The organism is Acinetobacter sp. 789_lipA, assembly GCF_058242845.1.
On sequence record NZ_JBZAYS010000001.1, the window covers coordinates 3,606,070 to 3,629,228 of the forward strand.

Annotated in this window: 29 protein-coding genes; 25 read left to right on the forward strand and 4 right to left on the reverse strand. The window is 40.1% G+C overall.

Annotation, left to right across the window (positions count from 1 at the left end; all coding sequences use genetic code 11):
• Nucleotides 1-180 precede the first annotated feature (180 nt).
• The 4 genes from AC4CUZ_RS17895 to AC4CUZ_RS17910 form a co-directional block, all read right to left on the reverse strand.
• Nucleotides 181-504 (reverse strand): hypothetical protein, encoded by a 324-nt coding sequence (locus AC4CUZ_RS17895; RefSeq protein WP_490748003.1) that lies wholly within the window; start codon nt 502-504, stop codon nt 181-183.
• Nucleotides 505-1,234: 730 nt separating this feature from the next.
• Nucleotides 1,235-1,741: a hypothetical protein gene (locus AC4CUZ_RS17900; protein ID WP_490748004.1), complete on the reverse strand. Its 507-nt coding sequence runs from the start codon at nt 1,739-1,741 to the stop codon at nt 1,235-1,237.
• Entirely contained in the window at nt 1,741-2,736 is a 996-nt protein-coding gene (locus AC4CUZ_RS17905) for a phage portal protein (protein ID WP_490748005.1), read from the reverse strand. The genes AC4CUZ_RS17900 and AC4CUZ_RS17905 overlap by 1 nt, the downstream gene beginning before the upstream one ends.
• Nucleotides 2,736-4,523, reverse strand: coding sequence for a terminase large subunit domain-containing protein (locus AC4CUZ_RS17910; protein ID WP_490748006.1), 1,788 nt, complete (start codon nt 4,521-4,523; stop codon nt 2,736-2,738). Before AC4CUZ_RS17910 ends, AC4CUZ_RS17905 begins: the two co-directional genes overlap by 1 nt.
• A 158-nt stretch (nt 4,524-4,681) precedes the next feature.
• On the opposite strand from AC4CUZ_RS17910, the gene AC4CUZ_RS17915 reads away from it, so the two are divergent.
• From AC4CUZ_RS17915 to AC4CUZ_RS18035, 25 genes are all read left to right on the forward strand, one after another.
• Nucleotides 4,682-5,515, forward strand: a complete 834-nt coding sequence (locus AC4CUZ_RS17915; protein ID WP_490748007.1) for a GPO family capsid scaffolding protein — start codon at nt 4,682-4,684, stop codon at nt 5,513-5,515.
• Nucleotides 5,516-5,562: 47 nt separating this feature from the next.
• Nucleotides 5,563-6,573, forward strand: a complete 1,011-nt coding sequence (locus AC4CUZ_RS17920; protein WP_490748008.1) for a phage major capsid protein, P2 family — start codon at nt 5,563-5,565, stop codon at nt 6,571-6,573.
• Nucleotides 6,574-6,584: 11 nt separating this feature from the next.
• Nucleotides 6,585-7,331, forward strand: a complete 747-nt coding sequence (gpM, locus tag AC4CUZ_RS17925) for a phage terminase small subunit (RefSeq protein WP_490748009.1) — start codon at nt 6,585-6,587, stop codon at nt 7,329-7,331.
• 103 nt (nt 7,332-7,434) lie between these two features.
• The gene (locus tag AC4CUZ_RS17930) at nt 7,435-7,899 is read left to right on the forward strand and encodes a head completion/stabilization protein (RefSeq protein ID WP_490748010.1); all 465 of its coding nucleotides are present in this window, start codon (nt 7,435-7,437) and stop codon (nt 7,897-7,899) included.
• On the forward strand, nt 7,900-8,109 hold the full coding sequence (locus AC4CUZ_RS17935; protein WP_004670236.1) for a tail protein X: 210 nt from the start codon (nt 7,900-7,902) through the stop codon (nt 8,107-8,109).
• An 11-nt stretch (nt 8,110-8,120) separates the two neighbouring features.
• Nucleotides 8,121-8,513 carry a putative holin gene (locus AC4CUZ_RS17940; RefSeq protein WP_002060577.1) on the forward strand — a complete coding sequence of 131 codons (393 nt, stop codon included), beginning with the start codon at nt 8,121-8,123 and terminating at the stop codon, nt 8,511-8,513.
• The gene (locus AC4CUZ_RS17945) at nt 8,510-8,803 is read left to right on the forward strand and encodes a phage holin family protein (RefSeq protein ID WP_002060568.1); all 294 of its coding nucleotides are present in this window, start codon (nt 8,510-8,512) and stop codon (nt 8,801-8,803) included. The genes AC4CUZ_RS17940 and AC4CUZ_RS17945 overlap by 4 nt, the downstream gene beginning before the upstream one ends.
• Nucleotides 8,800-9,657, forward strand: coding sequence for an N-acetylmuramidase domain-containing protein (locus AC4CUZ_RS17950; RefSeq protein ID WP_490748011.1), 858 nt, complete (start codon nt 8,800-8,802; stop codon nt 9,655-9,657). The genes AC4CUZ_RS17945 and AC4CUZ_RS17950 overlap by 4 nt, the downstream gene beginning before the upstream one ends.
• A complete protein-coding gene (locus AC4CUZ_RS17955; protein ID WP_490748012.1) occupies nt 9,654-10,181 on the forward strand; it encodes a phage tail protein in 528 nt (175 codons plus the stop codon). Before AC4CUZ_RS17950 ends, AC4CUZ_RS17955 begins: the two co-directional genes overlap by 4 nt.
• Nucleotides 10,178-10,627, forward strand: a complete 450-nt coding sequence (locus AC4CUZ_RS17960; RefSeq protein WP_002060551.1) for a phage virion morphogenesis protein — start codon at nt 10,178-10,180, stop codon at nt 10,625-10,627. Before AC4CUZ_RS17955 ends, AC4CUZ_RS17960 begins: the two co-directional genes overlap by 4 nt.
• Nucleotides 10,628-10,704: 77 nt before the next feature.
• The gene (locus AC4CUZ_RS17965; protein WP_490748014.1) at nt 10,705-11,328 is read left to right on the forward strand and encodes a phage baseplate assembly protein V; all 624 of its coding nucleotides are present in this window, start codon (nt 10,705-10,707) and stop codon (nt 11,326-11,328) included.
• On the forward strand, nt 11,328-11,675 hold the full coding sequence (locus AC4CUZ_RS17970) for a GPW/gp25 family protein (protein WP_253173490.1): 348 nt from the start codon (nt 11,328-11,330) through the stop codon (nt 11,673-11,675). Before AC4CUZ_RS17965 ends, AC4CUZ_RS17970 begins: the two co-directional genes overlap by 1 nt.
• A complete protein-coding gene (locus tag AC4CUZ_RS17975; protein ID WP_490748015.1) occupies nt 11,672-12,577 on the forward strand; it encodes a baseplate assembly protein in 906 nt (301 codons plus the stop codon). Before AC4CUZ_RS17970 ends, AC4CUZ_RS17975 begins: the two co-directional genes overlap by 4 nt.
• Nucleotides 12,574-13,182: a phage tail protein I gene (locus AC4CUZ_RS17980; RefSeq protein WP_490748016.1), complete on the forward strand. Its 609-nt coding sequence runs from the start codon at nt 12,574-12,576 to the stop codon at nt 13,180-13,182. Before AC4CUZ_RS17975 ends, AC4CUZ_RS17980 begins: the two co-directional genes overlap by 4 nt.
• Before the next feature lie 2 nt (nt 13,183-13,184).
• Nucleotides 13,185-15,635 (forward strand): phage tail protein, encoded by a 2,451-nt coding sequence (locus AC4CUZ_RS17985; RefSeq protein ID WP_490748017.1) that lies wholly within the window; start codon nt 13,185-13,187, stop codon nt 15,633-15,635.
• A 100-nt stretch (nt 15,636-15,735) separates the two neighbouring features.
• Nucleotides 15,736-16,908 carry a phage tail sheath protein gene (locus AC4CUZ_RS17990; RefSeq protein ID WP_004670224.1) on the forward strand — a complete coding sequence of 391 codons (1,173 nt, stop codon included), beginning with the start codon at nt 15,736-15,738 and terminating at the stop codon, nt 16,906-16,908.
• Nucleotides 16,909-16,918: 10 nt separating this feature from the next.
• Nucleotides 16,919-17,434, forward strand: a complete 516-nt coding sequence (locus AC4CUZ_RS17995) for a phage major tail tube protein (RefSeq protein WP_099336587.1) — start codon at nt 16,919-16,921, stop codon at nt 17,432-17,434.
• A 71-nt stretch (nt 17,435-17,505) separates the two neighbouring features.
• Nucleotides 17,506-17,844 (forward strand): phage tail assembly protein, encoded by a 339-nt coding sequence (locus AC4CUZ_RS18000; protein ID WP_490748018.1) that lies wholly within the window; start codon nt 17,506-17,508, stop codon nt 17,842-17,844.
• A 38-nt stretch (nt 17,845-17,882) separates the two neighbouring features.
• The gene (locus AC4CUZ_RS18005; RefSeq protein ID WP_228198849.1) at nt 17,883-17,990 is read left to right on the forward strand and encodes a GpE family phage tail protein; all 108 of its coding nucleotides are present in this window, start codon (nt 17,883-17,885) and stop codon (nt 17,988-17,990) included.
• A gap of 12 nt (nt 17,991-18,002) precedes the next feature.
• Nucleotides 18,003-20,459 (forward strand): phage tail tape measure protein, encoded by a 2,457-nt coding sequence (locus AC4CUZ_RS18010; protein WP_490748019.1) that lies wholly within the window; start codon nt 18,003-18,005, stop codon nt 20,457-20,459.
• A gap of 6 nt (nt 20,460-20,465) precedes the next feature.
• Nucleotides 20,466-20,906, forward strand: a complete 441-nt coding sequence (locus AC4CUZ_RS18015; protein WP_490748020.1) for a phage tail protein — start codon at nt 20,466-20,468, stop codon at nt 20,904-20,906.
• Entirely contained in the window at nt 20,906-22,219 is a 1,314-nt protein-coding gene (locus AC4CUZ_RS18020; protein ID WP_490748021.1) for a contractile injection system protein, VgrG/Pvc8 family, read from the forward strand. The genes AC4CUZ_RS18015 and AC4CUZ_RS18020 overlap by 1 nt, the downstream gene beginning before the upstream one ends.
• Nucleotides 22,220-22,375: 156 nt before the next feature.
• Nucleotides 22,376-22,627: an Ogr/Delta-like zinc finger protein gene (locus AC4CUZ_RS18025; protein ID WP_004670219.1), complete on the forward strand. Its 252-nt coding sequence runs from the start codon at nt 22,376-22,378 to the stop codon at nt 22,625-22,627.
• The gene (locus AC4CUZ_RS18030) at nt 22,620-22,820 is read left to right on the forward strand and encodes a TraR/DksA C4-type zinc finger protein (RefSeq protein ID WP_490748022.1); all 201 of its coding nucleotides are present in this window, start codon (nt 22,620-22,622) and stop codon (nt 22,818-22,820) included. Before AC4CUZ_RS18025 ends, AC4CUZ_RS18030 begins: the two co-directional genes overlap by 8 nt.
• Before the next feature lie 72 nt (nt 22,821-22,892).
• Entirely contained in the window at nt 22,893-23,063 is a 171-nt protein-coding gene (locus AC4CUZ_RS18035; protein ID WP_490748023.1) for a hypothetical protein, read from the forward strand.
• Nucleotides 23,064-23,159 lie beyond the last annotated feature (96 nt).

A 23,159-nucleotide genomic window follows, 5' to 3' on the forward strand; every position in this document is an offset into this window, starting at 1 on the left:
TATTAAGGCGCTTGTTTTATTTGGGGAATTTTGGTGGAGGTGGCGGCTACCAAATTAATCAAATAAATACATAATTTAAAAGGTAAATTATTCAAAAAAATCACTTATGTATAACATCCGTATAACAAATTAAAAGTTTCACGCCAAATATGAGTTCTATTTCCGGTTCAGGATTTGAACTCAAATACAGATTCGTAAATCTTCTTCAATTTCTATTCTATGTGCGTGTCTCAATACGAGTGAATATGAAACTGCTTTTCCACATTTCATAAAAAAACCATAGTGCCTTTTATCTTCAAAATCAATTTCATAAATTTTACGGTCGTCATTATCAAGAACAACTTTGTCACCTGATATGAATATCTTTTTTTCTTTTCTGTATTCAATTAAATGATTTTCCAGTGCAGCAACATTATGTAGGAAACAGAATAAAGGATTCTTTAATTTTTCCATGACCTTCTCATAGCCACCAAATTCTTCAATAACAGACACACTAAAATTCATAGCATCACACCTGGTATGTAGTACAGAAAATATATCAGATGTAGAGATCACACACATATATATGACAGCAATGGCCAAAGTTTGAAAAAGGCTTTTTTAATGCGATTTTGATGTTTTTGAAAATTTCAGGTGAGAAAAAAAAGAGGTTAGAAAAGTTAGAAAATTATAAAATAGTATTCAAATATATGATTTATATAGATTAATTGCAATTTTAAAAAGGTTAGAAAATGGTTAGATTATGGTTAGTTCTAACCTCTAATTTTGGTTAGAAGTTCTAACCTTTTATATTATTGTTTTATATAAATATTTTAACTTTTATAACTTTTTTCTAACCACTTCTAACCTTTATATAGTTAGAAATTTAATTATTAAATATCAGATACTTAAATGTTAAAAACCTTTCATTTTACTGTTTCTAACCTTTTTTAAGCACTATTGATTGAGTTGAAGAAACTTTTGATAAATCGCAAGTTGTAGGCATTCATAGAATCCCTGTTGAATTATGTAGAACTGAATTTTGGGCATTCGGCTGTGTCATGCACCAGTACTGCTGTGGCTTAGAGGGTCATCGGTTGGGATCACAAATCTGTTGAATATTCGACACATTTACTGGGCAGGTGAGGTGGGGGGTCAACCGCACGGCTTGAACCGGATTCTGTGGTTTTAGAAACTTTGGCCAAAAAAAAGCCCTCACACATGGAGGACTTTTATTTTCGTGTAAATACTGTGATTAGCTTTGTTTATCTGGCTTCACTTGCTGTGGCCATGCCTGATCTAGTCGTTCTGCATCAATTGCGTGTCCATCAGCTGCTGCTGCGATTGCTCCACCACGTTCTGCCATTGTTTTGAGTACGAAGTTACAGGTCTTTCCATATTCAACGATGGCTTCATGGGTACCTGAGGACAGACGTTGGTTGGTATCACTGACCTGCTTTGACAACCGGTCAACAGCCAAAGCATTGTCACTGGCAGCAGCCAGCGCAACTTGTAAGTTTTTATTTGCATTTTGTTCTGACTCCAATAATTGATGGGCCCATACTTTTTCCGTTTCAAGTGAAGATACAGCAGATTCAGATCTAGCAAGATCACGTTGGGTTTCGGCTAAAGCTTTTTGTGATGTGAGTAAATCAATTTGATGTGACTTACCTGTGCAGCTGATGATTGAAAAAGCCAAAGAGATGGCCAATGCAACCATCACGATGAATTTCCAATTTTTAATTGCCAAAGCAATATTCATTATTGTTTTTCCTGTTTGAATTGAAGTTGATGAAACTCTTTGAAGCGGATGATCTGATCACCTGCCCATTCGTTTACTGTGTTGGCAAATAAATTTTGCAGTGGAACAATTTCGGAATACCAATAGGCTTCACGTGCTTCACTGATAGATCCGAAGCCACCTGCATTGGATGGAATAATTCCAAGCAATTGTGGTGGTGTACGTTGGGATGCAAGAACGTCATCACGTGTGACATTTTTAATATTTAAGAATTCATCTTTTGCAGCCAATTCACTGATCGGAATCAGTTGCAAACCATCTTTTTTCCCACCAGGTGCATGAAGGAATAAATTGCGGAAGTTACCTGGACCACGTGAATCTTTCATGGCTTGTTTTAAACCTTCCACGTCATCATCATCAATTCCTGAATCGGTCATGTATAAGATGAAGCCGGCATGAGATCCATTGTTGTAGTACTTGCGACGGAATAAAGTCGCTGATTCATTTAGCCAAACAGATTGAAGTGCAGCGATATATTCAGGCGTTCCATAAATTTCTTGATCGACATCAATGCCTTTGATGTGACAGACGGTACCAGGTTTAAAAATGTGTTCTTCAAAACCATTCAACAGCTGCAAAAACTCGTTCGAGTTTTTCATGCGTCTGGTGTACTTGGCCATGAGTCCATCATAGTGATGTGGCTCATTCAATCGATTATCGATCCGCTGTAAATAGCCATTACCAAATACCAAGTAATCAAAAGCAATGCGTTCAAACTCAGATGAACTGATCAATTTATTTGGTGTGAATGACGACACCAGTTGATTCTTTTTATAAAACACTGCAGTCGACAAATATGGCATTGCCTTAAAGGATTTTGCCAAAGCGTTCATACTGATATGTGGTTCATAGTAATTGCCACACAGCCATGTTTCATAGAACTGTGATAAGTCACGGCCATTCATCACCGGCTCTGCATCACCGAACGTAAATGCCTGCACTTTGCTGTCAGCCATTAGTAAATCTCCATAGAGGATTTTTTAGATTTTGTTTGGTCATCAAGGGTTAAAGGTTCATTTGCGAACGCATGAAAAATGGCAAAAGCCAAATCTGCATGACCGATGTTTTCTGCACGTGATGCTTCAAATGTCATTTGTCTTTGTGAAGCAGTCAGTGTTTTTCGAATAGCCATAATTGACATAGCCACGTCAGTGGATCCGGCATCAAATTCAAAACGACCTTTGTTGATCACATCCATTGCTTTCATGACCAATTGTGTTTTGACATCGACGCTGTAATTGAATGTCGTTAAATTTGGGAAGAACTCAAGGACCAGTTGAGCAACACCAGTACCCATACCGGACTTGTCTAAGCCGATATATTTGACGTTATATTTGGTTGTTAATTTTTTGATGTATTGCGCTTGACTGGAAAAGTCCATGCCTTTGAACTGATGATGTTCTAATAATCGGAACTTAGGATAATCAGGTTCAGGTGGTGCAATGACCACAAGCCCTGCACTGTCGCCACTTTCTGCTGGATCGTATCCAATCCAAACAGGTTTATTTCCAAACGGACGTAATGCCAACGGTTTAAAATCTTTGGACCATACTTCCCATGAATCGACCATACATGGCTGAATGATGGACAGCGGAAAAACACTGTGACCATCATCAACAAATTCACACATATATAAATTTGCGAATTCTTCAGGACTGTTTTCGGCAATCAGTTCATCAATATCAAATAGATCACAGCCTTGGCGCTCAGCATCCTGAATATTGACAATATGTCGCCACATTTTGTCGCCACATAAAGCACCGTCTCTTAAATTTGCATGACTGGTGTCGATCTCAATTCTATTTTCTTTGCTGCGACCTTTATTGAAAGCATCACCTGTCCAGAATGCGTATGCTTCATGCGTTTTACTGGATGGCGTAGAGAAATAAGTTTTTTTGTACTGCTTTTGGGCAGCCATTGCCGATGCCACTTTTTTCAGTGTGGCAAAGCCATGTACCCAGAAGAATTCGTCAAAATATAAGTCGCCATGGTATGACTGTGCTGTCTTGGCATTGGTACCTAAAAAAATCAGCTGAACAGTATTACCACATGGAAGCGTGATTGAAATCGGATCGCCTTGCAGATCCACTTCAATGGACTGCATGACAAAGTTTTTAATGTAGGTTTTAAAACCATGTGCCTGGGCTTTAGATGCAGACAAGAAAATCTGATTTCGACCAGTGGTGACAGCTTTGATCAATGCTTCACGTGCAAAATAGAAAGTTGCACCAATCTGACGTGATTTTAATAAGGCACGATTTCGCTGTTCACGCGCACGGTACCACACCTTTTGATATTCAAATAAACCGTCATCAAAGTCTTCAAGAAGTTTTTCGACTTGTTCTTCAGTCAGTGCATTTGGCTGTTTTGGCTTACGTGGTCCAGCAGTTCTATTTTTAAGTTTTGGATTCAGATCAGTTTCATTACCACCGTCAGAATATTTTTCGATTCGTGCCATACGCTCCAGCTGGCGCATGAGTAAATCAATTTCTTTGTAATCACCAGGTGTTTTTTTCTCAAGAATAATCAGTTTGATCAATTGAGCAGTTAAAGCTTCACCGACTCGACCTGCAGGTGCATCTTTATCCCATTCGTCACGTGTTTTCCACGCATGAACATTTTTATCAGGTTCGTCGATGTGATCTGCAATCGAGCTGATTCGCCACCCCATCCAATACAAAAATTTTGCTAGAAGGCGTTTATCGAAGTTTAGATTTTTCGGTGTATCAAGTGCTTTATCCATTGGCTCATTAAGCCAACGCTATAACATTTATTCATTGTGGCTACTTTGTAAAACCCACTTAATACAAGCCCTTTGCATTGAATGTTTATGCCGTTCTTCCGATTCTGCTAACTACTTTAAATAGATTTTATCTATCGACATAGACACAGGATTCAGAAATGAAGAAATCCAAATTTTACCGAGTTGCTGTCGCTGGTGCCACGACTGATGGTCGCATCATTGAAGCTTCTTGGATTCAACAAATGGCCAAGAATTATGACCCAAATACTTATACTGCTTTAGCGAATATCGAGCATATTCGTGGAATTTCTCCAAGTTCTGAATTTGGAAATTATGCAAAAGTACTTGGACTAAAAGCACAAGAAGATGACATTAACGGTCAAAAAAAATGGTGTTTATATGCTCAGCTTGAAGCATTCGACAATCTGATTGAACTGCACGGTAAAAAACAAAAATTATTCAATTCTATTGAAGTAAATCCAAGTTTTGCTGATACCAATGAAGCTTATTTGGTCGGTATTGCATTCACTGATACGCCTGCGTCCTTAGGTACACAGATTATGGAATTTGCTTCTAAGAATCCTGAAGCAAATCCATTCACTTCAAAAAAACAGCATAAAGACAATTTATTTACTGCTGCTGAAGAAGTGGATATCCAGTTTGAAGACAGTTCTGATCCTGAGACAGAAGCAAAAGGACTGTTTTCTAAAGTTTTGGGTTGGTTAAAGCCACAACAAGAACAACAAGAAAATAAAAATAATGACCAATTCAAAGAAGTATCTGACTCGCTAGAAGCGATTGCAAAAACCTTTGGTGAAAGTCAGACCAAATTGCAAACGGTCGAAACTGAGTTTTCGGAACTTAAAACCAAGCATTCTAAATTGGAAAAAGACTTCAATGAACTGAAAACCAAATTAGAAGGTGAAGAAAACCCAGGTACACCACCTGCACCTGAAAACACTGGCAACTTCTCTGAAAAAGTTGATTACTAAAATTCAAAACTTTTAAGTCAAATACTTAAAATAACTGGAAATTAAAGATGAAAAATACAACTCGTTTAAAGTACTCAGCACTTATGCTAAGTATCGCAACTGCCAACGGTGTTGCTGTTGCGTCTGACAAATTTAATGTCGATCCTTCTATTGCTCAGAAGATGGTAGATGCACTTCAAGAGTCTTCAGCCTTTCTTCAACAAATTAATATGCAGCCAGTTGATGATCTGGAAGGTGAAGCAATTGGCTTGACTCAAGGTTCAACCATCGCAGGTCGTTCAAACACTAAAGGTGGAACTAAACGTACACCAGTAGATCCAACTGGATTAAAGTCTAATCCATACAAATGCCATAAAACCGATTTTGACGTGGCTATTCGTTACGAAAAATTAGATGCGTGGGCAAAATTCCCAGATTTCTATGCACGCTGGAAAAAATTTGTTGACCGTGCGATTGCTCTAGACATGATCATGATCGGCTGGAATGGTAAAAGTGCTGCTGCACAGACTGACCGCCAAGCGAATCCACTGCTTCAAGATGTGAATATTGGCTGGTTGCAAAAAATCCGTACCAATGCACCTGAACGCTATATGCCTGAAGTGGTTGAAGCATCAGGAAAAGTAAAAATCGGTGCAGCAGGTGATTATAAAAACTTAGATGCACTTGTTGTCGATGTTGTCAGCAACTTGATTGGTGAGATCCATCAAGATGATACCGATCTGGTGGTGATCTGTGGTCGTCAATTACTGAATGATAAAAACTTCCCATTGGTGAATGATGCATCTGACAACACTGATACTTTGGCTGGCCAAGTATTAGTAAGCCAAAAACAAATTGGTGGTTTACCAGCAGTTCGTGTTCCATTCTTCCCAGATGATGCACTACTGGTGACATCACTAGACAACTTGTCAATTTACTTCCAAGAAACTGGCAAGCGTCGTCAAATTGTTGATAACTCATCACTGGATCAAGTGGAAGAATACCAATCTTCAAATGATGCATACGTAATCGAAAACTACGAAAAAGTAGGTTTCGTGGAAAACATCGAAATTCTATAAATAGGTGAATTATGTTGAGTCCAGCTCGACGACACCTACTGAAAGCCAAGGCAGCGATTGAAGCTGCCAAGGCTGATGAATTTGGTGGTGTACGTCCAGACGCAAGCGTCTACCAATTACAACTGACCGAACTGAAAAATGACATTCATGTTTTACGTTCAATTCAGTCACAAGAAAAACGTGCTGAAGCGAAAAAAGAACTGATTCCAAAGCATATGCCTTATGTGTTGGGTGTGGTTCAGTCAGGCGCAAAAGTTGAACAGGATGAAGTCATTACCACCATCATGCTGTGGTGCTTTGACTGTGGTCTATTCAATCAAGGTTTAAGCCTTGCTGAATATGCTTTAGAACAAAACTTAAAAATGCCTGATTCATTTAGTCGCAGTACTGCAAGTATTGTTGCTGAAGAAATTGGTAATGCTGCACACAAAGCTTATCAAGATGGCCAAGTCTTTAAACTTGATGTTCTTGAAAAAGCCACTCAATTAACTGCTGATTACGATATGCATGACCAGATTCGCGCCAAATTATATTTAGGTATTGGTCGTACTTTCCTGCAGTTAGATCGTGGATCTGAAGCCGTTGCATTCCTCAAAATGGCGATTGCAAAAAATGAAAACTGTGGCGGTAAAACTGATCTGAAAAAGGCTGAAAAGCTTTACAAAGAACAATTAAAAAATTCACCTGAACCGATGCTAAATGCTGATGGTTCACAGGTCGTCGATGATCAAGGCAACTTGATGTTTCATCCGACGTAACGAGTGCCCCGCGCCAACCGAGGGGCAGAATTGACGCTGTAATGACATTTTTATGCGTAATTACAAACTCAATTCTCCACCCCTCAACTATTTGAGAATGACAATGACCGGACTAATTGCAAACGGCAACCGCAACAATGAAGAAGTTGTCATCACCAGTGATTCATTTTTCCCTGGCATATCTAGCAAAGCCATTCGTGAAGCATTGCGCTTTGATGGAAGTATCACAGATCAGCGTTTAATTCCTGCAATTGAATCAGCCATCATTGAAGTCAATGATCAGCTCGAATCCTTGACATCAAAAGCAGCATCACTTGCTGAAATCAGTCTAAAAACCATCACCACCAAAGGGGTGGAAAAGCCAATCACTGAAGTTCTGTATTTCCGTGCCGTTGCAGCAGCGGTTGGTGCTGAATTGACTGAAAAGTATCGTGCTTATGACACCAACAACAATGGTGGCCAAAAAGCAGATGATCTGACACCAACAATTGATGATTACCGTCGAGATCTGCGCTTCGCTATTCGTGACTTAAAAAAAATTCGTCGTTTGAATGTGGAGCTGGTCTAAATGAAAACTGTTTATGCCATTCAGAATGACACTGTTGATGCTATTTGTTGGCGCAACTACGGACGTTCATCTGGTGTGGTCGAAGCAGTACTTGAAGCCAATCCACACTTGTCTGAATTTGGTCCATTTCTCCCGATGGGGACAAAGGTTCAGTTACCAGAACTTCAAACACAACAAAATAAAACGCAAAGCATTCAGCTTTGGGATTGAGAACAAAAAATATGGCTGAACCAACCACATCAACGACTGTCGCAATTACCGCTTCTGCCGGCTTGGTATCACTCCTTCCTTTCGTGAATGGTGATGCACTGTTTGGTGCAGTAATTGGTGCAGCATTTTTAGCATATACCCAAGTGTCACTGAGCTATGGAAAACGTATTTTTTCGCTCATGTTGTCCGTTGCTTTGGGCTATGCCTTAGCCCCTGAAATTTCAAACCGAACTGGTGTGAACAGCCACACTGTCATTGCTTGCTTTACCAGCATGTTTGCCTTGCCTGTTTTGGTGAAGGTCATGAAATGGGTGAACAAGTCAACATTGACTGAGATCTTCAACACCACTTCAAAGTTCTTTTCTGCCCTGTCCAACACTTTTGGAAAGGAGAATAAAAAATGATGCAACTCATGTTGTCGCCATTGGCACAAACAATTTTTTCCATCGTTGCCGTGCTGTGCTATGTGGCATGTGCATTCCGTATTTTATGTTTTGATCGATTGCACCTGCAAAAATGTTCGTTTCGACTATTTGCAGTTGTTCTGATCGGTGCATTCCTTGCGCAAAGTATTCATATCATTTTCATTAAAGATCCGGTCACGATTTGGGATGCCATTCTCGCGGTGTTCTTAGTGGTCTTTATTTTTCGAAGTAAAGGCAATGTCGTTTCAATGCTAAGGAGCACACCATGAGCATTTTAAAATTAGGTTCAAAAGGTTCAGCCGTCACTGAATTGCAAAAACTGCTGATTAAAAATGGCATGACTGGTAAAAATAAGAAACCACTCATTGCTGATGGTGACTTTGGCGAAAATACTGAATATGCCGTGATTCAATTTCAGAAACTGAAAAATCTGAAAGTCGATGGATTGGTCGGTGACTACACACTAAAAGCCCTACGTGGTGAATGCACCAGTAAACTTTTAAAAGAAAGTGATTTAGTTGAAGGTGCCAAACGTTTGGGTGTGCCTGTCATCGTAATCAAAGCCATTGCTGAAGTTGAAACGCTGGGTGAAGGTTACTTGCCAAATGGTAAGCCTAAAATTCTATTTGAACGTCATCGCATGTATTTCTATTTGAATCAGAAATTCGGTAAAACCAAAGCCAATGCACTCATGGCCAAACATCCGAATATTGTGAATACCAAAACAGGTGGTTATCACGGTGGATCTGCTGAGTACACACGTTTAAGTCAAGCCAAGCAGCTTGATGAATCATGTGCATTACAGTCGGCATCGTGGGGACGTTTCCAGCTCATGGGTGAAAATTGGAAAGCACTAGGTTATGCATCTGTTCAGGAATTTGTAGCACAGCATAAACAAAGTGAAAGCCTTCAGTTTGAAGCATTCCTTCGTTACTGTGAAACCAAGTCTGGTGAAGTCGATGATAAAGATTGGAAGTTGATCGATGCTTTACGTCAAGAAAATTGGCATGTAGTTTTTTCACTGTATAACGGCAAAAACTATAAAAAACTGGGCTATGACACTAAGTTTTTACGTGTGATGAACCGCCTCGATCCAAACTATAAGAGTGCAAAAGCTGCATGAAAAAGCCCAATCAATTAAGAGAATATTTACTCAACGCGATTCCTGATCTGAGTCCTGATCAGGATCGTTTATTGATCTTCACCAACAATGGTTCCCTTCGCAGCACCATGGTCAGTGGCTTTAGTTTTGAAATGTCATACACCTTGGATCTGGTCATCACTGACTATGCCGGTGATGTTGATGTCATTGGAGTCGTGCTGTTCACGTGGATTGCAGAAAATCAGCCTGAATTGATGGCCAACCATGAGAAAGGCAAACAAGCAATCAGCTTTGAAGCTGAACTGATTGATAACAGTAAATATGACATTAACTTTCAAATTCCACTGACTGAACGTGTCGTCGTGAAAAAGTTGTCAGACGGCAAATTAGAACTCAGTCATCCTGAAGAACCGAAGTACACAGAATTTGAACCTGCCACTGATTTTGAAGTCATCGATCCATCGGGTGAAGTCATTGCTTCATGGACCACGGTTGAAAAACAAGGTTGGTCATTAGATATGCCACCGACAGGTCGAAACCCATGACGAACAATGTTGAAGAACTTGCCACCTACTTACAGCCGTATTTGGAACGGTTGTCAGTGGGTGAACGTGCCAAGCTTTCAAAACAGATCGGTCGTGATCTAAGAAAAAATCAGGGCAAACGTATTTCTGCACAACAAAACCCTGATGGTTCAACATACACCCCAAGGCGCAAACGCCTACGTGAACAAAAAGGCAAAATTAAGCGCAAAATGTTCACCAAATTAAAAAATACTGCTCATTTAAAATTGCTCAGCAATGCGGATGCCATTGCGATTGGCTTTGTGGGACGTGTTGCACGTATTGCACAAGTACACCAGGAAGGTTTAAAAGATCGTGCTGAACGTGGCGCACCAAGTGTGGTCTATCCAAAACGAGAACTTTTAGGCTTCACAGATCAGGATTTAAAACTGATTGAAGATTCATTCTTAAAACATATCAATCTTTAAGTTTTGAACATTGTAAAACTCACTTAATACAAGCCCCATCAGCTGAAATGGCTTAGTCCTTGACGCAAAGTGTTTGCATGAATGCAGATGCTAACCGTCGTCTTGAAAATATTGTTCGATTTGGAACCATCAAGACCATCAATCCGTCTAAACCTATTCCACGTGTCATCGTCAATTTAGGCGATATAGAGACACCGGAAATCCGTTGCCTAAATATTCGTTCCGGTGACGATGCAACTTGGGATATGCCATCGATCAATGAAGAATGTGTGGTCATTTCACCATGTGGCGATATTGGTCCAACAAGCTTCGTTTTATATGGATTTTATAACGACGACCACCCTGCACCCTCTGATGATCTCAACAAAAAAATCCGTATGTTTGCAGATGGCTGTGTCATTGCCTATGACGTTGCAACACATCATTTATCTGCTGTTTTACCTTCAGGTGGCACAGCTGTTTTGACTGCTGATGGTGGTGTCACTGTCAACGGTGATACGACCATCAATGGAAATTTACAAGTGAATGGCAGTACGGCTATGACAGGAAACAATACCGTTGGTGGCAGTCAGTTAGTTCAAGGCAGCAGTCATTCTTCAGGAACATTCAGTTCAGATGGTGATGTCACTGCAAGTGGTATCAGTCTCACTGGGCATACTCACCCGGGTGATAGCGGTGGAACCACTGGAGGACCACAGTAATGATGTCACGTGAAAGCGGTCGTGAACTCGAAACAGAAATTGATCAAATTCGTCAATCCATTCAGGACATTTTGACCACGCCCATCGGCACCAGAATCATGCGTCGTGAATATGGTTCATTGCTACCACAGCTCATTGACTCCCCTTTCAATGAAATCACCTTGCTTCAACTCTATGCAGCCACCGCCACAGCATTACTGCAGTGGGAAGACAGAATCACCCTGAATTCAGTGTCGATCAACCAGGTTGGTCGCGGCTCATTTGAATTGGAAATTGACTGCAATGTGGTCGACAACAATCAGCAACAGTCTTTAAGCATTCCACTTAACTTTGGATCTACGTCATGAGTGTCGATTTTAGTTCACTTCCAAAACCAAACTTTGTTGATGTTATCGACTTTGAGTCGATCTTTAATGATCGTAAAGAATATTTTATTTCGTTATATCCGCAAGACCAGCAGGACAATATTCGAAAAACTCTGAATCGAGAAAGTGAACCTGTAACCAAGTTATTACAGGAGAACGCCTATCGTGAAATGATTCTTCGTAATCAAATTAATGAAAAAGCCCTAGCCACTCAATTGGCATTTGCGAAGAAAGAAGATCTCGATGTTTGGGGCGCAAATTATGATGTTGCTCGGCTTGTTATTTCTGAAGCCGACAATACAACAACACCGCCTTCACCTGCGATCTACGAATCTGATGGAGATTACCGATACCGTATTCAAAAAAAATTAGATGCTTTGAGTACTGCTGGTCCTGAATCAGCCTATGAATATCACGCACTTTCTGCAGATAGCCGTGTTGCTGATGTGAAATGCAGCTCCCCTGCACCTGCACATGCATTACTCACAATTTTGCAACGTGATACTGATAATAATTCGTCAACGCCTGAGTTAAATAATATTGTTTTGAATTATGTGTCTGGTGAAACTAAGCGACCGACTGGTGATCGTGTTCAAGTTCAATCAGCTGAAATTATTGAATTTCAAATCCAGGCAAAACTTCATATTAATAATGTCCCAGAAACTGACACCGTATTTGCTGCTGCTATGGACAGCATATCTTCTTACGTCAATACATCCAAACGACTAGGTAAAGGCGTTTATTTTTCTGATCTTTATTCTGCGCTTAAAGTTACTGGAGTTGACCGAGTTGAACTTATTTCACCTAGCGAGGAAATTATTTTAAATAATTTTCAGGCTGCAACTTGCACAAATATTAATTTAACAATTGCAGGTGAAAAATGAATCTATTACCGCCAAATACAACTCAATTAGAAAAAAAAATTACTGAAGTATCAGCATCAGCCTTCGATATGAATGGCGACCTATCATCGTTAATTCGAATTGATGATGCACCTTCTGATTACTTATCAATCCTAGCATGGCAATTTAGTGTGGATCGTTGGCAAGATGATTGGCCGGATGAAGTAAAACGAGCCCAAATTAAAAACTCAATTAAAGTTCATCGGCATAAAGGTACAAATTACGCATTAAGAAAAATTGTTGAAAGTTTTGGCTATTCATTAACTGTACATGAATGGTGGCAAGAAATCCCAACGAATGAGCCCGGAACGTTTCAAATCACTATTGATACCAACGGCAACTCTCTGAATGAAAGTACTTATAAAACTCTAACTGAGCTTTTATATGATGCAAAACCATTAACAAGGGAATTAAGAGGTGTCGAAGTTAATGTAATCGCTATTCAAAGTGACACAAATGTTGGTAGCTCATCATATAGCGGTGAAGACATAACGATTTATCCAAAGCTTGAAGATGCAACCCCTATTCTATGTCCTATATTTGCATTTTACGGACATGACGAAACCACAATCTATCCGAGAAATTAATCATGGCGAATGAAAAATATTATTCAGTATTTACAACCAAAGGTTTGGAGCTACTTCGTGAAGCAATTCAGAATGGCACAAAATTGGGTGTAACACATATGTCCTTTGGAGATGGTAATGGTAGTGAACCAATTCCAGATGCAGATCGAAATAGTTTAGTTAATGAAGTCTATCGGACACAGCTTAATAAATTAGCGCCAGATACTAAAAATAAAAATTGGCTTCAAGCTGAAGCTGTTATTGCATCAGCAATTGGTGGTTTTACGATTCGTGAAGTAGGACTCTGGGCAAATAATATTTTAGTTGCTTACGCAAATTATCCATCATCATATAAACCTACTGCAGCTGATGGTACTGCAAAGATCATGACGATTCGTATCGTCTTACAAATAGATAACGTCGCAAATTTTGAACTTATTATTAATCCAGATATTGTTCTAGCAACAATTCAGCAATTAAATGATGCCCTATTGGCATATCAGAAAACGGTAGAAACTATTGCAGATCTAATGGATGTTACACCTTATCACGGCATGACTGTCAAAGTTCTCAGTCGTGATTCTGGTAATTTTGCTTTAGCAGAACCTTATTCAGGTGGTGGGGTTTTCACGTTTGATCAAAATCGAATATCTGAAAATGACGATGGTACAATTTTTGATGGCTGGTATCGCAGTTGGGATGAAATAAAAGTTGAAGCAGAATGGTGGGGTGCAAGAGAAGGTAAAGATGCAACGACTGCTTTACAAAATGCTTTAAATTTTATTAGTCCTACAAAATGGACAGGATCTGTAAATTCGAGTAATCAAATTGGTGGTTCATATATTTTACAGCTCAAAGCACGTCCATATATTATCTCAGATACAATTTGGGTTGGAGCTTATTCAGTTGTTAAAGGCACAGGTGAACTAGGTTTTAACATTGCTAATGTAAACGATGCATCACGAATTGTTGCAGATTTTTCTGATCCATTAAAACCTGCAATTTCATCTGCTAACTGGAAAAAAGATGGCACTCGTGTTCCGTTTAATGAGAAAACAACGGGTGCAATGTATGACAACGGCTTAGTATCAGCTACGCATGGAATTAAATTACGTGATTTTTCAATTGTAACAGCAACTGGAAAAAGGTGTTTGATAGGTCTACGATTACAAAACTCACCTCAATCATTTATTCGTTTGTATACAAATGGATTTGATTATGGTGTTTTAACAAATGCATCTTGGCAATCAGAATTTAATTTAAAAACATTACATTACAAGTGTGGTTTTTTAGCAGATTTCGATAGCAATGGTATTAAATTAGATGGATACTTCAACAAGAAAGGTGCTTTGTCTCCACTTCCAGATGTCAATTTTATTAACTTTTTTGCTTCAGATACGGATACGGATACGACATTAAATAATATTGAAACAGTTTTCGGGGCAGTATCACGTTACAGCTTTGGGGCGAGTGGTGGATCAATTATTTGTGAGCATAATGATGTTGGTTTCTCATCTTGTGCAGGTACTATGGATCTACAAACATTATATACGGAAGGAAACTCTAAATATTCTTACGTTGGTTACACAGGAACAATTCGTATAGGTAATCATGTCGGTCATGGTGATGATTATGTTTATTTACTTGGTGCAAATAGCAATACAACAGTAGATGCTTACAATAAAACAGGTGTAACTTCTGACAAAGTGATAAAAAAACTAAGTCAATGGAATTCTACATTAAATGTGCCGCTAAATTTAAATACCTATATTCGTGGCATTCAATATAAAAATTCAGATAATACATATTATGTGTCAGCAACATCTGGGAGTAATAATAATAGCGGTGTGATTAATTCTGCACCTTTAAGTAGTGTAGAGGAAGCTTTAAATCGTATTACTAGTCAATATTTGTTTTCAGACAAAAACACGAAATTAAATCAGCACAAGACTTTTGAAATTATTATTTTAGATAATTCTGATTATACGATTTTAGGTCACAACATCTATTGTGATATTTATATTAAGCCATTGAATTCAGCAAATAAACCTACTTTAACTTTTAACTCTTATCAAGTTTTGTATAATTCTCACATAACGATTAATAATTGTAATGTTGTTAGGCCAGACATTAACTATGTCAATTCAGATGTAGCATATGAAAATGGTATATTTTGGTCAAAACACGGAAAAAATACAATAGAACTTGTATCAAGCACTTTGAATCTAAATTTTGGTTATGCTTTGATTTATCCAGATTATAATGGTTGTTCTGAATTAACTTTGATCATGTCCAAATCAGTAGTCAATGGAACCAGTGCAGCTCAGTTAATTCAACGTAATGATTTGAATACAAGTCCACATATCATCAACGTCATTTCATCACAGACAATGATAGATCAAAATATTTTAACAAGATCCGATAAAGGAATATCTGTACCTGAAATGTGGAAAAATAAAATATTAGGTTTATAGTTTGTAAAACCCACTTAATACAAGCCCATACACTTGGGCTTTATTAAGACCCATGCAAGCCTGTTTGTTGAAATAAAACCTCAATAAACAGGCTTTTTTTATGGCAGATTCATACCACCACGGACTGCGTGTCGTTGAAATCAACGAAGGTACACGTCCGATCCGAACCATTGCCACTGCTGTTCAAGGACTCATTGCCACTGCAGAAGATGCAGATGCAACCGTTTTCCCATTGAATACGGCAGTGCTCATTACAAACACCCAAGCTGCAGTTGCAAAAGCCGGTACCAACGGCACACTAAAAACAGCACTGCAAGCAATGGCCAACCAAGCCAATTCAATTTGCGTCGTGGTACGTGTTGCAGCTGCTGAAGATGAAGCAGCACAAACAGCAAACGTCATTGGTACCGTAGACGCTACTGGTAAATATACCGGTGCAAAAGCATTGCTATTAGCGAAAGCAAAACTAGGCGTACAGCCACGCATCATTGGTGCACCAGGTTTAGATACTCAAGCTGTTGCCACTGAACTTGCAACCATTGCAAAAAAACTTCGTGCCTTTGCCTATGTCTATGCTTGGGGATGCAAAACCAAAGAAGAAGTGGTTGCCTATCGTGATGCGTTTGCAGCGCGTGAACTCATGGTGATTTGGCCAAACTTCGTGGCATTCAATGTCGACACAGCGCAAACCGAAACTGTACCTGCAGTTGCAGTGGCGATGGGCTTACGTGCCAAGATCGACAACGAAATCGGTTGGCATAAAACCCTATCAAACGTGGCAGTGAACGGTGTAACCGGTATCGATGCCGATGTGACTTGGGACCTTCAAGACCCTGCAACAGATGCTGGCTATCTCAACAGCAACGAAATCACCACACTGATTCAGCATGACGGCTTCCGTTTCTGGGGCTCACGTACCTGTTCAGACGATCCACTCTTTGCTTTTGAAAACTACACACGTACAGCACAGATCATGGCTGACACGATTGCAGAAGCACACATGTGGGCCATTGATAAACCAATGCACGGTTCATTGGTCAACGACATGTTGGAAGGTATCAAAGCTAAACAACGTGAATGGACACGCCTAGGTTATCTGATGGGGGGCGATGCTTGGTATGACCCAGAGCTGAACTCAAAAGACACGCTCAAAGCCGGCAAATTGTATATCGACTATGACTATACCCCAGTGCCACCGCTTGAAGACCTCACCTTCCGTCAGCGTATTACAGACAGCTATTTGGCTGACTTCGCTTCAACGATCACTGCATAGGAGTTGATGCATGAGCCTTCCTCGTAAACTCAAAAATATGAACCTATTTAACGAAGGTGAAAGTTATCTAGGGCAAATCAAAACGGTCGTATTGCCGAAGCTCACACGCAAAATGGAAGACTATCGCGGTGGCGGTATGAATGCTCCATTAAAAATTGATATGGGCATGGGCGATGATGGTCTTGTACTTGAATCGACTTTTGGTGGTTTAGACCTGCTCACATTGCGTCAATTCGGTCTTGAAAAAGTTGACGGTGTTTATATGCGTTTTGCTGGTGCTTATCAACGTGATGACACAGGCGAAGTCGATGCAGTGGAAGTCGTGGTTCGTGGTCGTCATGAAGAAATTGATGGCGGTGACTCTGAACCAGGTGAAGACACTGAACATAAAGTCGTGACCAACTGTGCTTATTACAAACTCACAGTCAACGGCAAAGTTGAAATCGAAATTGACGTGCTTGGCTTCAAAGAAGTTGTAGATGGCAAAGACCGTCTCGAAGCACAACGTAAAGCAATCGGATTATAAGTTTTCCTGCCCTTGCATGGACTCGTTCTGTGCAAGGTTTTTTTGATTCAAATCTATTTTAGGAATGCAACATGAATACTCAAGATCAAGAATTAAATCAGCAACTCATTCAAAACCCAAACCAAGAAACCGTTCAGCTTGAACAACCAATTCAATTTGGTGGCAATACTATTACTGAAATCACCATCCGAAAACCCAACGTCAAAGCACTAAGCGGTGTCAGTTTACAAGCCATCTATCAGCACGACGTAAACGCATTAATCAAAGTTTTACCACGTGTCACCACACCTGCATTAACACCACAGCAAGTGCTTGAACTAGATCCAGTCGATTTTGCAAATCTAGGAGGTTACTTGGTCACTTTTTTGTACCCACAAGCAGTACAGAAAGCGATCAAAGAGGAACAGTAATAAAACTGGTCGATGACGTAGATGAAGCGATTGCCAACATTGCCTGCATCTTTCATTGGCCACCCAGCGCATACGATGACATGGACATCACCGAATTAAGTAAATGGCATCACCATGCGCTCAAGCGTCATCAAACCACTGTATAAAAGAGTCCACCAATGTCAAAACTAAAATTAGAAGTCCTATTTAATGCTGTTGATAAAGTATCTGGACCCATCAAAACAATCATTGGTGGCTCTAAAACTATGGCAGATGTTTTGAAAAAAACGAATTCAGAGTTGAAGGGACTAGAGTCACAACAACGCAAAATTTCAGGTTTCCGTCAGCTCACCGCACAATCTGAAAAAACAGCCCAGGCATTGGCCAAAAACAAACAGACCATTTCTGAATTAAAAGCAGCACTCAAAATCAATCCTGAAGTTCAGGAAAATGTCACAGCATTGGCACGTGCTGAAGCTGCACATAAACGCCTGACTGCCGTTCAAAAAAACCAACGTACAGAATTGACCGGTATGGCTCAGGAGTTCAACAAGGCTGGAATTCAGATGGATCGGTTGAATCAAGAAGAATCGGATCTTAAAAATAAGATTCATTTGACCACCATGGAACTAAATAAACAAAAAGAAGCTCTATCACGTCATGAAAAGGCTCAAAAAAAATATGAAGAAATGCAAACGCGCATGAATAAAGCCAGTGAATTAGCCAAGAAGGGATTGGCTGTAAGTGCAGTTGCTATTGCTGGTATGGGATATTCACTTAAACAATACGAAGATGCTGAAGATGCTGCAATGGGGCTACGTGTATCTATGATGCAAGCCAATGGGCAAGTAGCCAAGGAATATGGCGAAATCAATAAATTGGCGAATAGCCTTGGAACAAAATTACCTGGTACAACAGCTGACTTCCAAAACATGATGGCTGTACTTATCCAGCAAGGTATTTCTGCCAAAGCAATTCTCGGTGGCGTAGGTGTGGCAGCTGGTTATCTTGGTGTTCAAATGAAAATGCCATTCGAAGAAGCTGCTGAATTTGCCGCGAAGATGCAAGATGCAACCAAAACAGCAGAAAAAGACATGCTTTCTCTAATGGACGTAATCCAAAGAGGTTACTATTTAGGTGTCGATAAGAGCAATATGCTACAAGGTTTTTCAAAGCTTTCTGCTGGTATGAAAACCATAAAACAAGAAGGATTGGAAGGTGCAAAAGCTATGGCACCTTTACTTGTTATGGCAGATCAGGCAGCGATGGCTGGCGAAAGTGCTGGTAATGCGTTCAGTAAAATCTTTAAGTCCATGATGGATACAGATGGAATTAAAAAAGCGTTAAAGGACAGCAAGACTGGACTGACCATGAATTTCACAGATGGTAAAGGTGAATTCGGTGGTCTAGATAATATGTATAAACAGCTTGAAAAGTTAAAAGGATTAAGTACCGAAAAACGGCTGCCAATTTTGGGTGATATGTTTGGCAACGATGCAGAAACAATTCAAGCCTTAAACCTTTTAATTGACAAAGGTAAGGCTGGATATGATGAAGTCGTTGCTAAAATGCAGGCGCAAGCAGACTTACAAACTCGTGTAAATGCCCAGTTAAGTACACTTAAAAATTTAAAAGATGCTGCTGGTGGTACTTTTACCAGCTTACTTGCATTGTTCGGTGAACAACTTGCACCCCAATTTAAAACCATGATTGAAGGTTTTACCAGCATCACTGAGAAAGTGACTTCGTGGGCGCAGGCAAACCCAGGACTAGCAAGTACTATTGCACGAATTGTCGCAGGTGGAGCCTTACTCGTTGGTGGTCTTTCTGCCCTTTCAATTGGTCTAGTCGCAATCTTTGGACCAATGATGATGGTTGCGAAAGGCTTTGGTGTCGTTGCATTAGCCGCCAAAGGTATGAGCATGGCGTTACTGACCAACCCAATTACATGGATTGTCCTTGCCATTGCTGGTGCTGCCTTGCTTATCTATAAAAACTGGGCCCCGATCTCAGCATTCTTTGTTGGCATTTGGAATACCATTAAGACCGCATTCAATGGTGGTATCACCGGAATTTCAGCACTGATCATCAATTGGAGTCCAATCGGACTGTTCTATTCAGCATTTGCAAAAGTACTGTCATGGTTCGGTGTGGATCTTCCAGCGAAGTTTACCGGCTTTGGTGCCATGATTTTAGAAGGGCTCAAGAACGGTATTTTATCCAAAGTAAATGCCGTAAAAGATGCTATCACAGGTGCTGTCAGTGGCGTGATTGATAAAGCCAAGGGCATTCTAGGCATTCATTCACCCTCACGTGTCTTCATGGGCATTGGTGGCTATACCATGCAAGGCATGGCCAACGGTATTGCCAATGCAAATGGGTTACCAATTGCAGCAACATCCACCGCCACACAAGGTGTGGTCAATACTGCTGCCCAAACCAAGCCAGTCAAACCCATCAATGTTGGTCGCAATAACCCACGTTCATATATCAGCCAAGACACGATTCAAGTGCATATTCATGTCAAAGATGGATCCGTGGTCAAAGGAACGGCTGAAGCAATGCGTCAGGAACTCCAGCGAGTGGCTGAAGAACAGCAGATGAAAAAACGTAAATTTTTAACAGACACGGAGTAAAGACACATGATGATGGCTCTAGGCTTGTTTGTCTTCTCATTACGAACAGCGTCATATCAAGAACTGCAACGTGTCACCAATTGGCGACACCCTTCAAATAGCCGTGTCGGAGACTCTCCTGCCTATCAATTTATTGGTAAAGGTGAAGATGTCATTACACTTAAAGGCGTGATTTACCACGAATTGACAGGAAGTCGCGTCACATTAGACACCCTCAGACAAATGGGGGATACAGGCAAGGCATATACCTTAATTGAAGGCACAGGCAAGATTTATGGCTTAGTCATCATCAATGATTTAGATGAAACCAAAACCTATTTCTTTAAAGATGGGGCAGCGCGAAAAGCTGAATTCACTTTAAAACTGACCATTGTACGCGACTGGCAACCGACCTTATTAGGCACCCTGATCGGCATGGGTATTGGCGCACTGAATAGGATTCTATAATGCTGAATAAAGTCATGAACGTCGTTGGTACGGCATTAAATTCTGTTGAAAAAATGACGGAATATCCTTACCCCATTTTTCGAGTTGAAGTCGATGGTGTCGATATTTCATCCCTTATGGCTTCACGTTTAATGTCACTGAGTATTAAAGACAATCGTGGGCTTGTGGTGGATTCAGTGGACATCGAACTGAATGATGCAGATGGCATGCTCAGTATTCCACCCAAAGGTGCCATCATTCAGGTCTGGTTAGGTTGGTCCAATACTGGTTTATTTGACAAAGGCAAATACAAAGTGGATTCCACATCCCATCGTGGCGCACCAGATGTACTCAGTATTTCTGCCATGGCCAATGACGTATCAGAAGGTTTAAAACAAAAGCGTGAACGCAGCTGGAGCGACAAAACCATTCAAGAAATATTTGAAAAGGTTGGTGCTGAATATGAACTCAAAGTCATTGTTCATGAAAAATTCGCATCAAAAAAAATTAAATACATTGCTCAGAATGAATCTGATGCCAATCTCATTACACGTATTGCCGATGAAAATGACGCAATTGCCACCGTGAAAAATGGGCATTTGATTTTATTACCACGTGGTGCAAGTCAAACGGTTTCAGGTTTAGCCCTACCACGTGTGCAAATCACTAGGAATAAGGGCGATCAGCACAACTACACCAATGGCACAGGTACGGACAATATTACAGGTGTCAAAGCCTATTACTACACTGAAAACAAAGCCAAGAAATTGCATGTGGTGGTCGGTGACAGTGAAGACAACATGAAAGAGATCCGCTATGTGCATCGGGATAAAACCACCGCTGAACTGGCAGCCAATGCGGAATACAATCGCTGTAAACGTACTGCCCAAAAACTGACATATACCTTGGCATTTGGCGATCCCACCTTAATCCCTGAACAAGAATTCGAATTCATTGGCTTAAAACCTGAAATTGATGACATTATCTGGTTAGGGACAACCGTCACCCATTCACTCAATGACAATGGCTTCACCACATCAGTTGAACTTGAAGTGCAGCTGCCCGATGCCGATGATGTATCGACACTGTTTGAAGGCAAAGAAGAAAAGACTGAAGAAGAAAAAGAAAAGTCCAAAACCAAAAAGCGCACTGGTAAAAATTATGCAGATTATACCGGTGTCATTGTTTACTACAGGGAAAATGGCAAAACTAAAACATTAACAAGTGGAGATCAATCAAAACCATTAAAATTCACCCAAGAATATAAGAATAAAAAAACTGCCATGGTTGCAATAAAACGTGAACAAGAAAAAATAGACAAAGCCAAAAAATAGGACAAAAAAAATCCTGACTTTGGGGCGAAGTCAGGATGAAATGGGTAAAACCAAAATAACGATATTTAATAACTTTTACAATAGAAACTTTAGATATAACGTAATTTTGTTGTATATTTGTTGAATATTATTTATTCAGCAGAGGCAGCAAAAAAAATGTCTAAACCAGGACGTACGATAAGTAATAAATGCCCTCATTGCGGCGAATCTCTTTGGATCCGTTCAAGCGAACAAGTCGATCCACTTTTAAAACGCTTATACGGGCAATGCACCAATTTACATTGTGGTTTTACAGCTCAAGGTTTTTTAACTTGGGATGCTGAACTATCCCCTTCTGCAATGCCAAACCCTGAAATTCATCTTCCTAAGTCATTAGCAAAACAAGGAAAAGGGGGAGCATGTGTCTGATCCAATTGACCGCGCACAAGAAAACCAACTAAACCAAGTCAACATCAAGCCACGTGATTACAGCGCACCATCACTGACTGAATGTGAAGAATGCGGAAATGACATCCCCCTAGAACGACAGAAGCTGGGGGGTGTCACGCTATGTATTGAATGCAAGACCAAGGAAGAACGTCATGCCAGTCATTATCGCTGAACCATCAGATCCTATCGAATGCCCTTGCCCTGAATGCACATCACAAGATGAATAAACAAAGGAAAATAAAAAATGGACCAACAAACTGCTCTGATTTTAATTTTTGTAAACCTATCGGCTGCCGTGGTAATCATCATCTGGTACTTGTTCGACCGCTATACCAAACGCATTGAAAGTTTAATTCGGCAAAATAACAAACCAAGCTGTGCATTTATTCAAACCCAAACCAAACGTAAAGGATAAAAATAATGTGGCTCTATCCTTTTTTAGTCGGTGCTATGCTGGGTGTGATCGGCAGTGCATTATTATTTCTTCACACAGTAGGCTGGTTTTAAAAAA

What these genes read in the sequence shown, in the direction of transcription:
- AC4CUZ_RS17940 (WP_002060577.1), top strand. Translation starts at nt 8,121, where the DNA reads ATGGCTGAACCAACCACATCAACGACTGTCGCAATTACCGCTTCTGCC.
- AC4CUZ_RS17960 (WP_002060551.1), top strand. Translation starts at nt 10,178, where the DNA reads ATGACGAACAATGTTGAAGAACTTGCCACCTACTTACAGCCGTATTTG.
- AC4CUZ_RS17920 (WP_490748008.1), top strand. Translation starts at nt 5,563, where the DNA reads ATGAAAAATACAACTCGTTTAAAGTACTCAGCACTTATGCTAAGTATC.
- AC4CUZ_RS17895 (WP_490748003.1), bottom strand. Translation starts at nt 504, where the DNA reads ATGAATTTTAGTGTGTCTGTTATTGAAGAATTTGGTGGCTATGAGAAG.
- AC4CUZ_RS17900 (WP_490748004.1), bottom strand. Translation starts at nt 1,741, where the DNA reads ATGAATATTGCTTTGGCAATTAAAAATTGGAAATTCATCGTGATGGTT.
- AC4CUZ_RS18000 (WP_490748018.1), top strand. Translation starts at nt 17,506, where the DNA reads ATGAATACTCAAGATCAAGAATTAAATCAGCAACTCATTCAAAACCCA.
- AC4CUZ_RS17990 (WP_004670224.1), top strand. Translation starts at nt 15,736, where the DNA reads ATGGCAGATTCATACCACCACGGACTGCGTGTCGTTGAAATCAACGAA.
- AC4CUZ_RS17950 (WP_490748011.1), top strand. Translation starts at nt 8,800, where the DNA reads ATGAGCATTTTAAAATTAGGTTCAAAAGGTTCAGCCGTCACTGAATTG.
- AC4CUZ_RS17955 (WP_490748012.1), top strand. Translation starts at nt 9,654, where the DNA reads ATGAAAAAGCCCAATCAATTAAGAGAATATTTACTCAACGCGATTCCT.
- AC4CUZ_RS17995 (WP_099336587.1), top strand. Translation starts at nt 16,919, where the DNA reads ATGAGCCTTCCTCGTAAACTCAAAAATATGAACCTATTTAACGAAGGT.
- AC4CUZ_RS17915 (WP_490748007.1), top strand. Translation starts at nt 4,682, where the DNA reads ATGAAGAAATCCAAATTTTACCGAGTTGCTGTCGCTGGTGCCACGACT.
- AC4CUZ_RS17980 (WP_490748016.1), top strand. Translation starts at nt 12,574, where the DNA reads ATGAATCTATTACCGCCAAATACAACTCAATTAGAAAAAAAAATTACT.
- AC4CUZ_RS18010 (WP_490748019.1), top strand. Translation starts at nt 18,003, where the DNA reads ATGTCAAAACTAAAATTAGAAGTCCTATTTAATGCTGTTGATAAAGTA.
- AC4CUZ_RS17985 (WP_490748017.1), top strand. Translation starts at nt 13,185, where the DNA reads ATGGCGAATGAAAAATATTATTCAGTATTTACAACCAAAGGTTTGGAG.
- gpM (WP_490748009.1), top strand. Translation starts at nt 6,585, where the DNA reads ATGTTGAGTCCAGCTCGACGACACCTACTGAAAGCCAAGGCAGCGATT.
- AC4CUZ_RS17945 (WP_002060568.1), top strand. Translation starts at nt 8,510, where the DNA reads ATGATGCAACTCATGTTGTCGCCATTGGCACAAACAATTTTTTCCATC.
- AC4CUZ_RS18015 (WP_490748020.1), top strand. Translation starts at nt 20,466, where the DNA reads ATGATGATGGCTCTAGGCTTGTTTGTCTTCTCATTACGAACAGCGTCA.
- AC4CUZ_RS17910 (WP_490748006.1), bottom strand. Translation starts at nt 4,523, where the DNA reads ATGGATAAAGCACTTGATACACCGAAAAATCTAAACTTCGATAAACGC.
- AC4CUZ_RS17935 (WP_004670236.1), top strand. Translation starts at nt 7,900, where the DNA reads ATGAAAACTGTTTATGCCATTCAGAATGACACTGTTGATGCTATTTGT.
- AC4CUZ_RS17930 (WP_490748010.1), top strand. Translation starts at nt 7,435, where the DNA reads ATGACCGGACTAATTGCAAACGGCAACCGCAACAATGAAGAAGTTGTC.
- AC4CUZ_RS17970 (WP_253173490.1), top strand. Translation starts at nt 11,328, where the DNA reads ATGATGTCACGTGAAAGCGGTCGTGAACTCGAAACAGAAATTGATCAA.
- AC4CUZ_RS18020 (WP_490748021.1), top strand. Translation starts at nt 20,906, where the DNA reads ATGCTGAATAAAGTCATGAACGTCGTTGGTACGGCATTAAATTCTGTT.
- AC4CUZ_RS18035 (WP_490748023.1), top strand. Translation starts at nt 22,893, where the DNA reads ATGGACCAACAAACTGCTCTGATTTTAATTTTTGTAAACCTATCGGCT.
- AC4CUZ_RS18025 (WP_004670219.1), top strand. Translation starts at nt 22,376, where the DNA reads ATGTCTAAACCAGGACGTACGATAAGTAATAAATGCCCTCATTGCGGC.
- AC4CUZ_RS17965 (WP_490748014.1), top strand. Translation starts at nt 10,705, where the DNA reads ATGAATGCAGATGCTAACCGTCGTCTTGAAAATATTGTTCGATTTGGA.
- AC4CUZ_RS17975 (WP_490748015.1), top strand. Translation starts at nt 11,672, where the DNA reads ATGAGTGTCGATTTTAGTTCACTTCCAAAACCAAACTTTGTTGATGTT.
- AC4CUZ_RS17905 (WP_490748005.1), bottom strand. Translation starts at nt 2,736, where the DNA reads ATGGCTGACAGCAAAGTGCAGGCATTTACGTTCGGTGATGCAGAGCCG.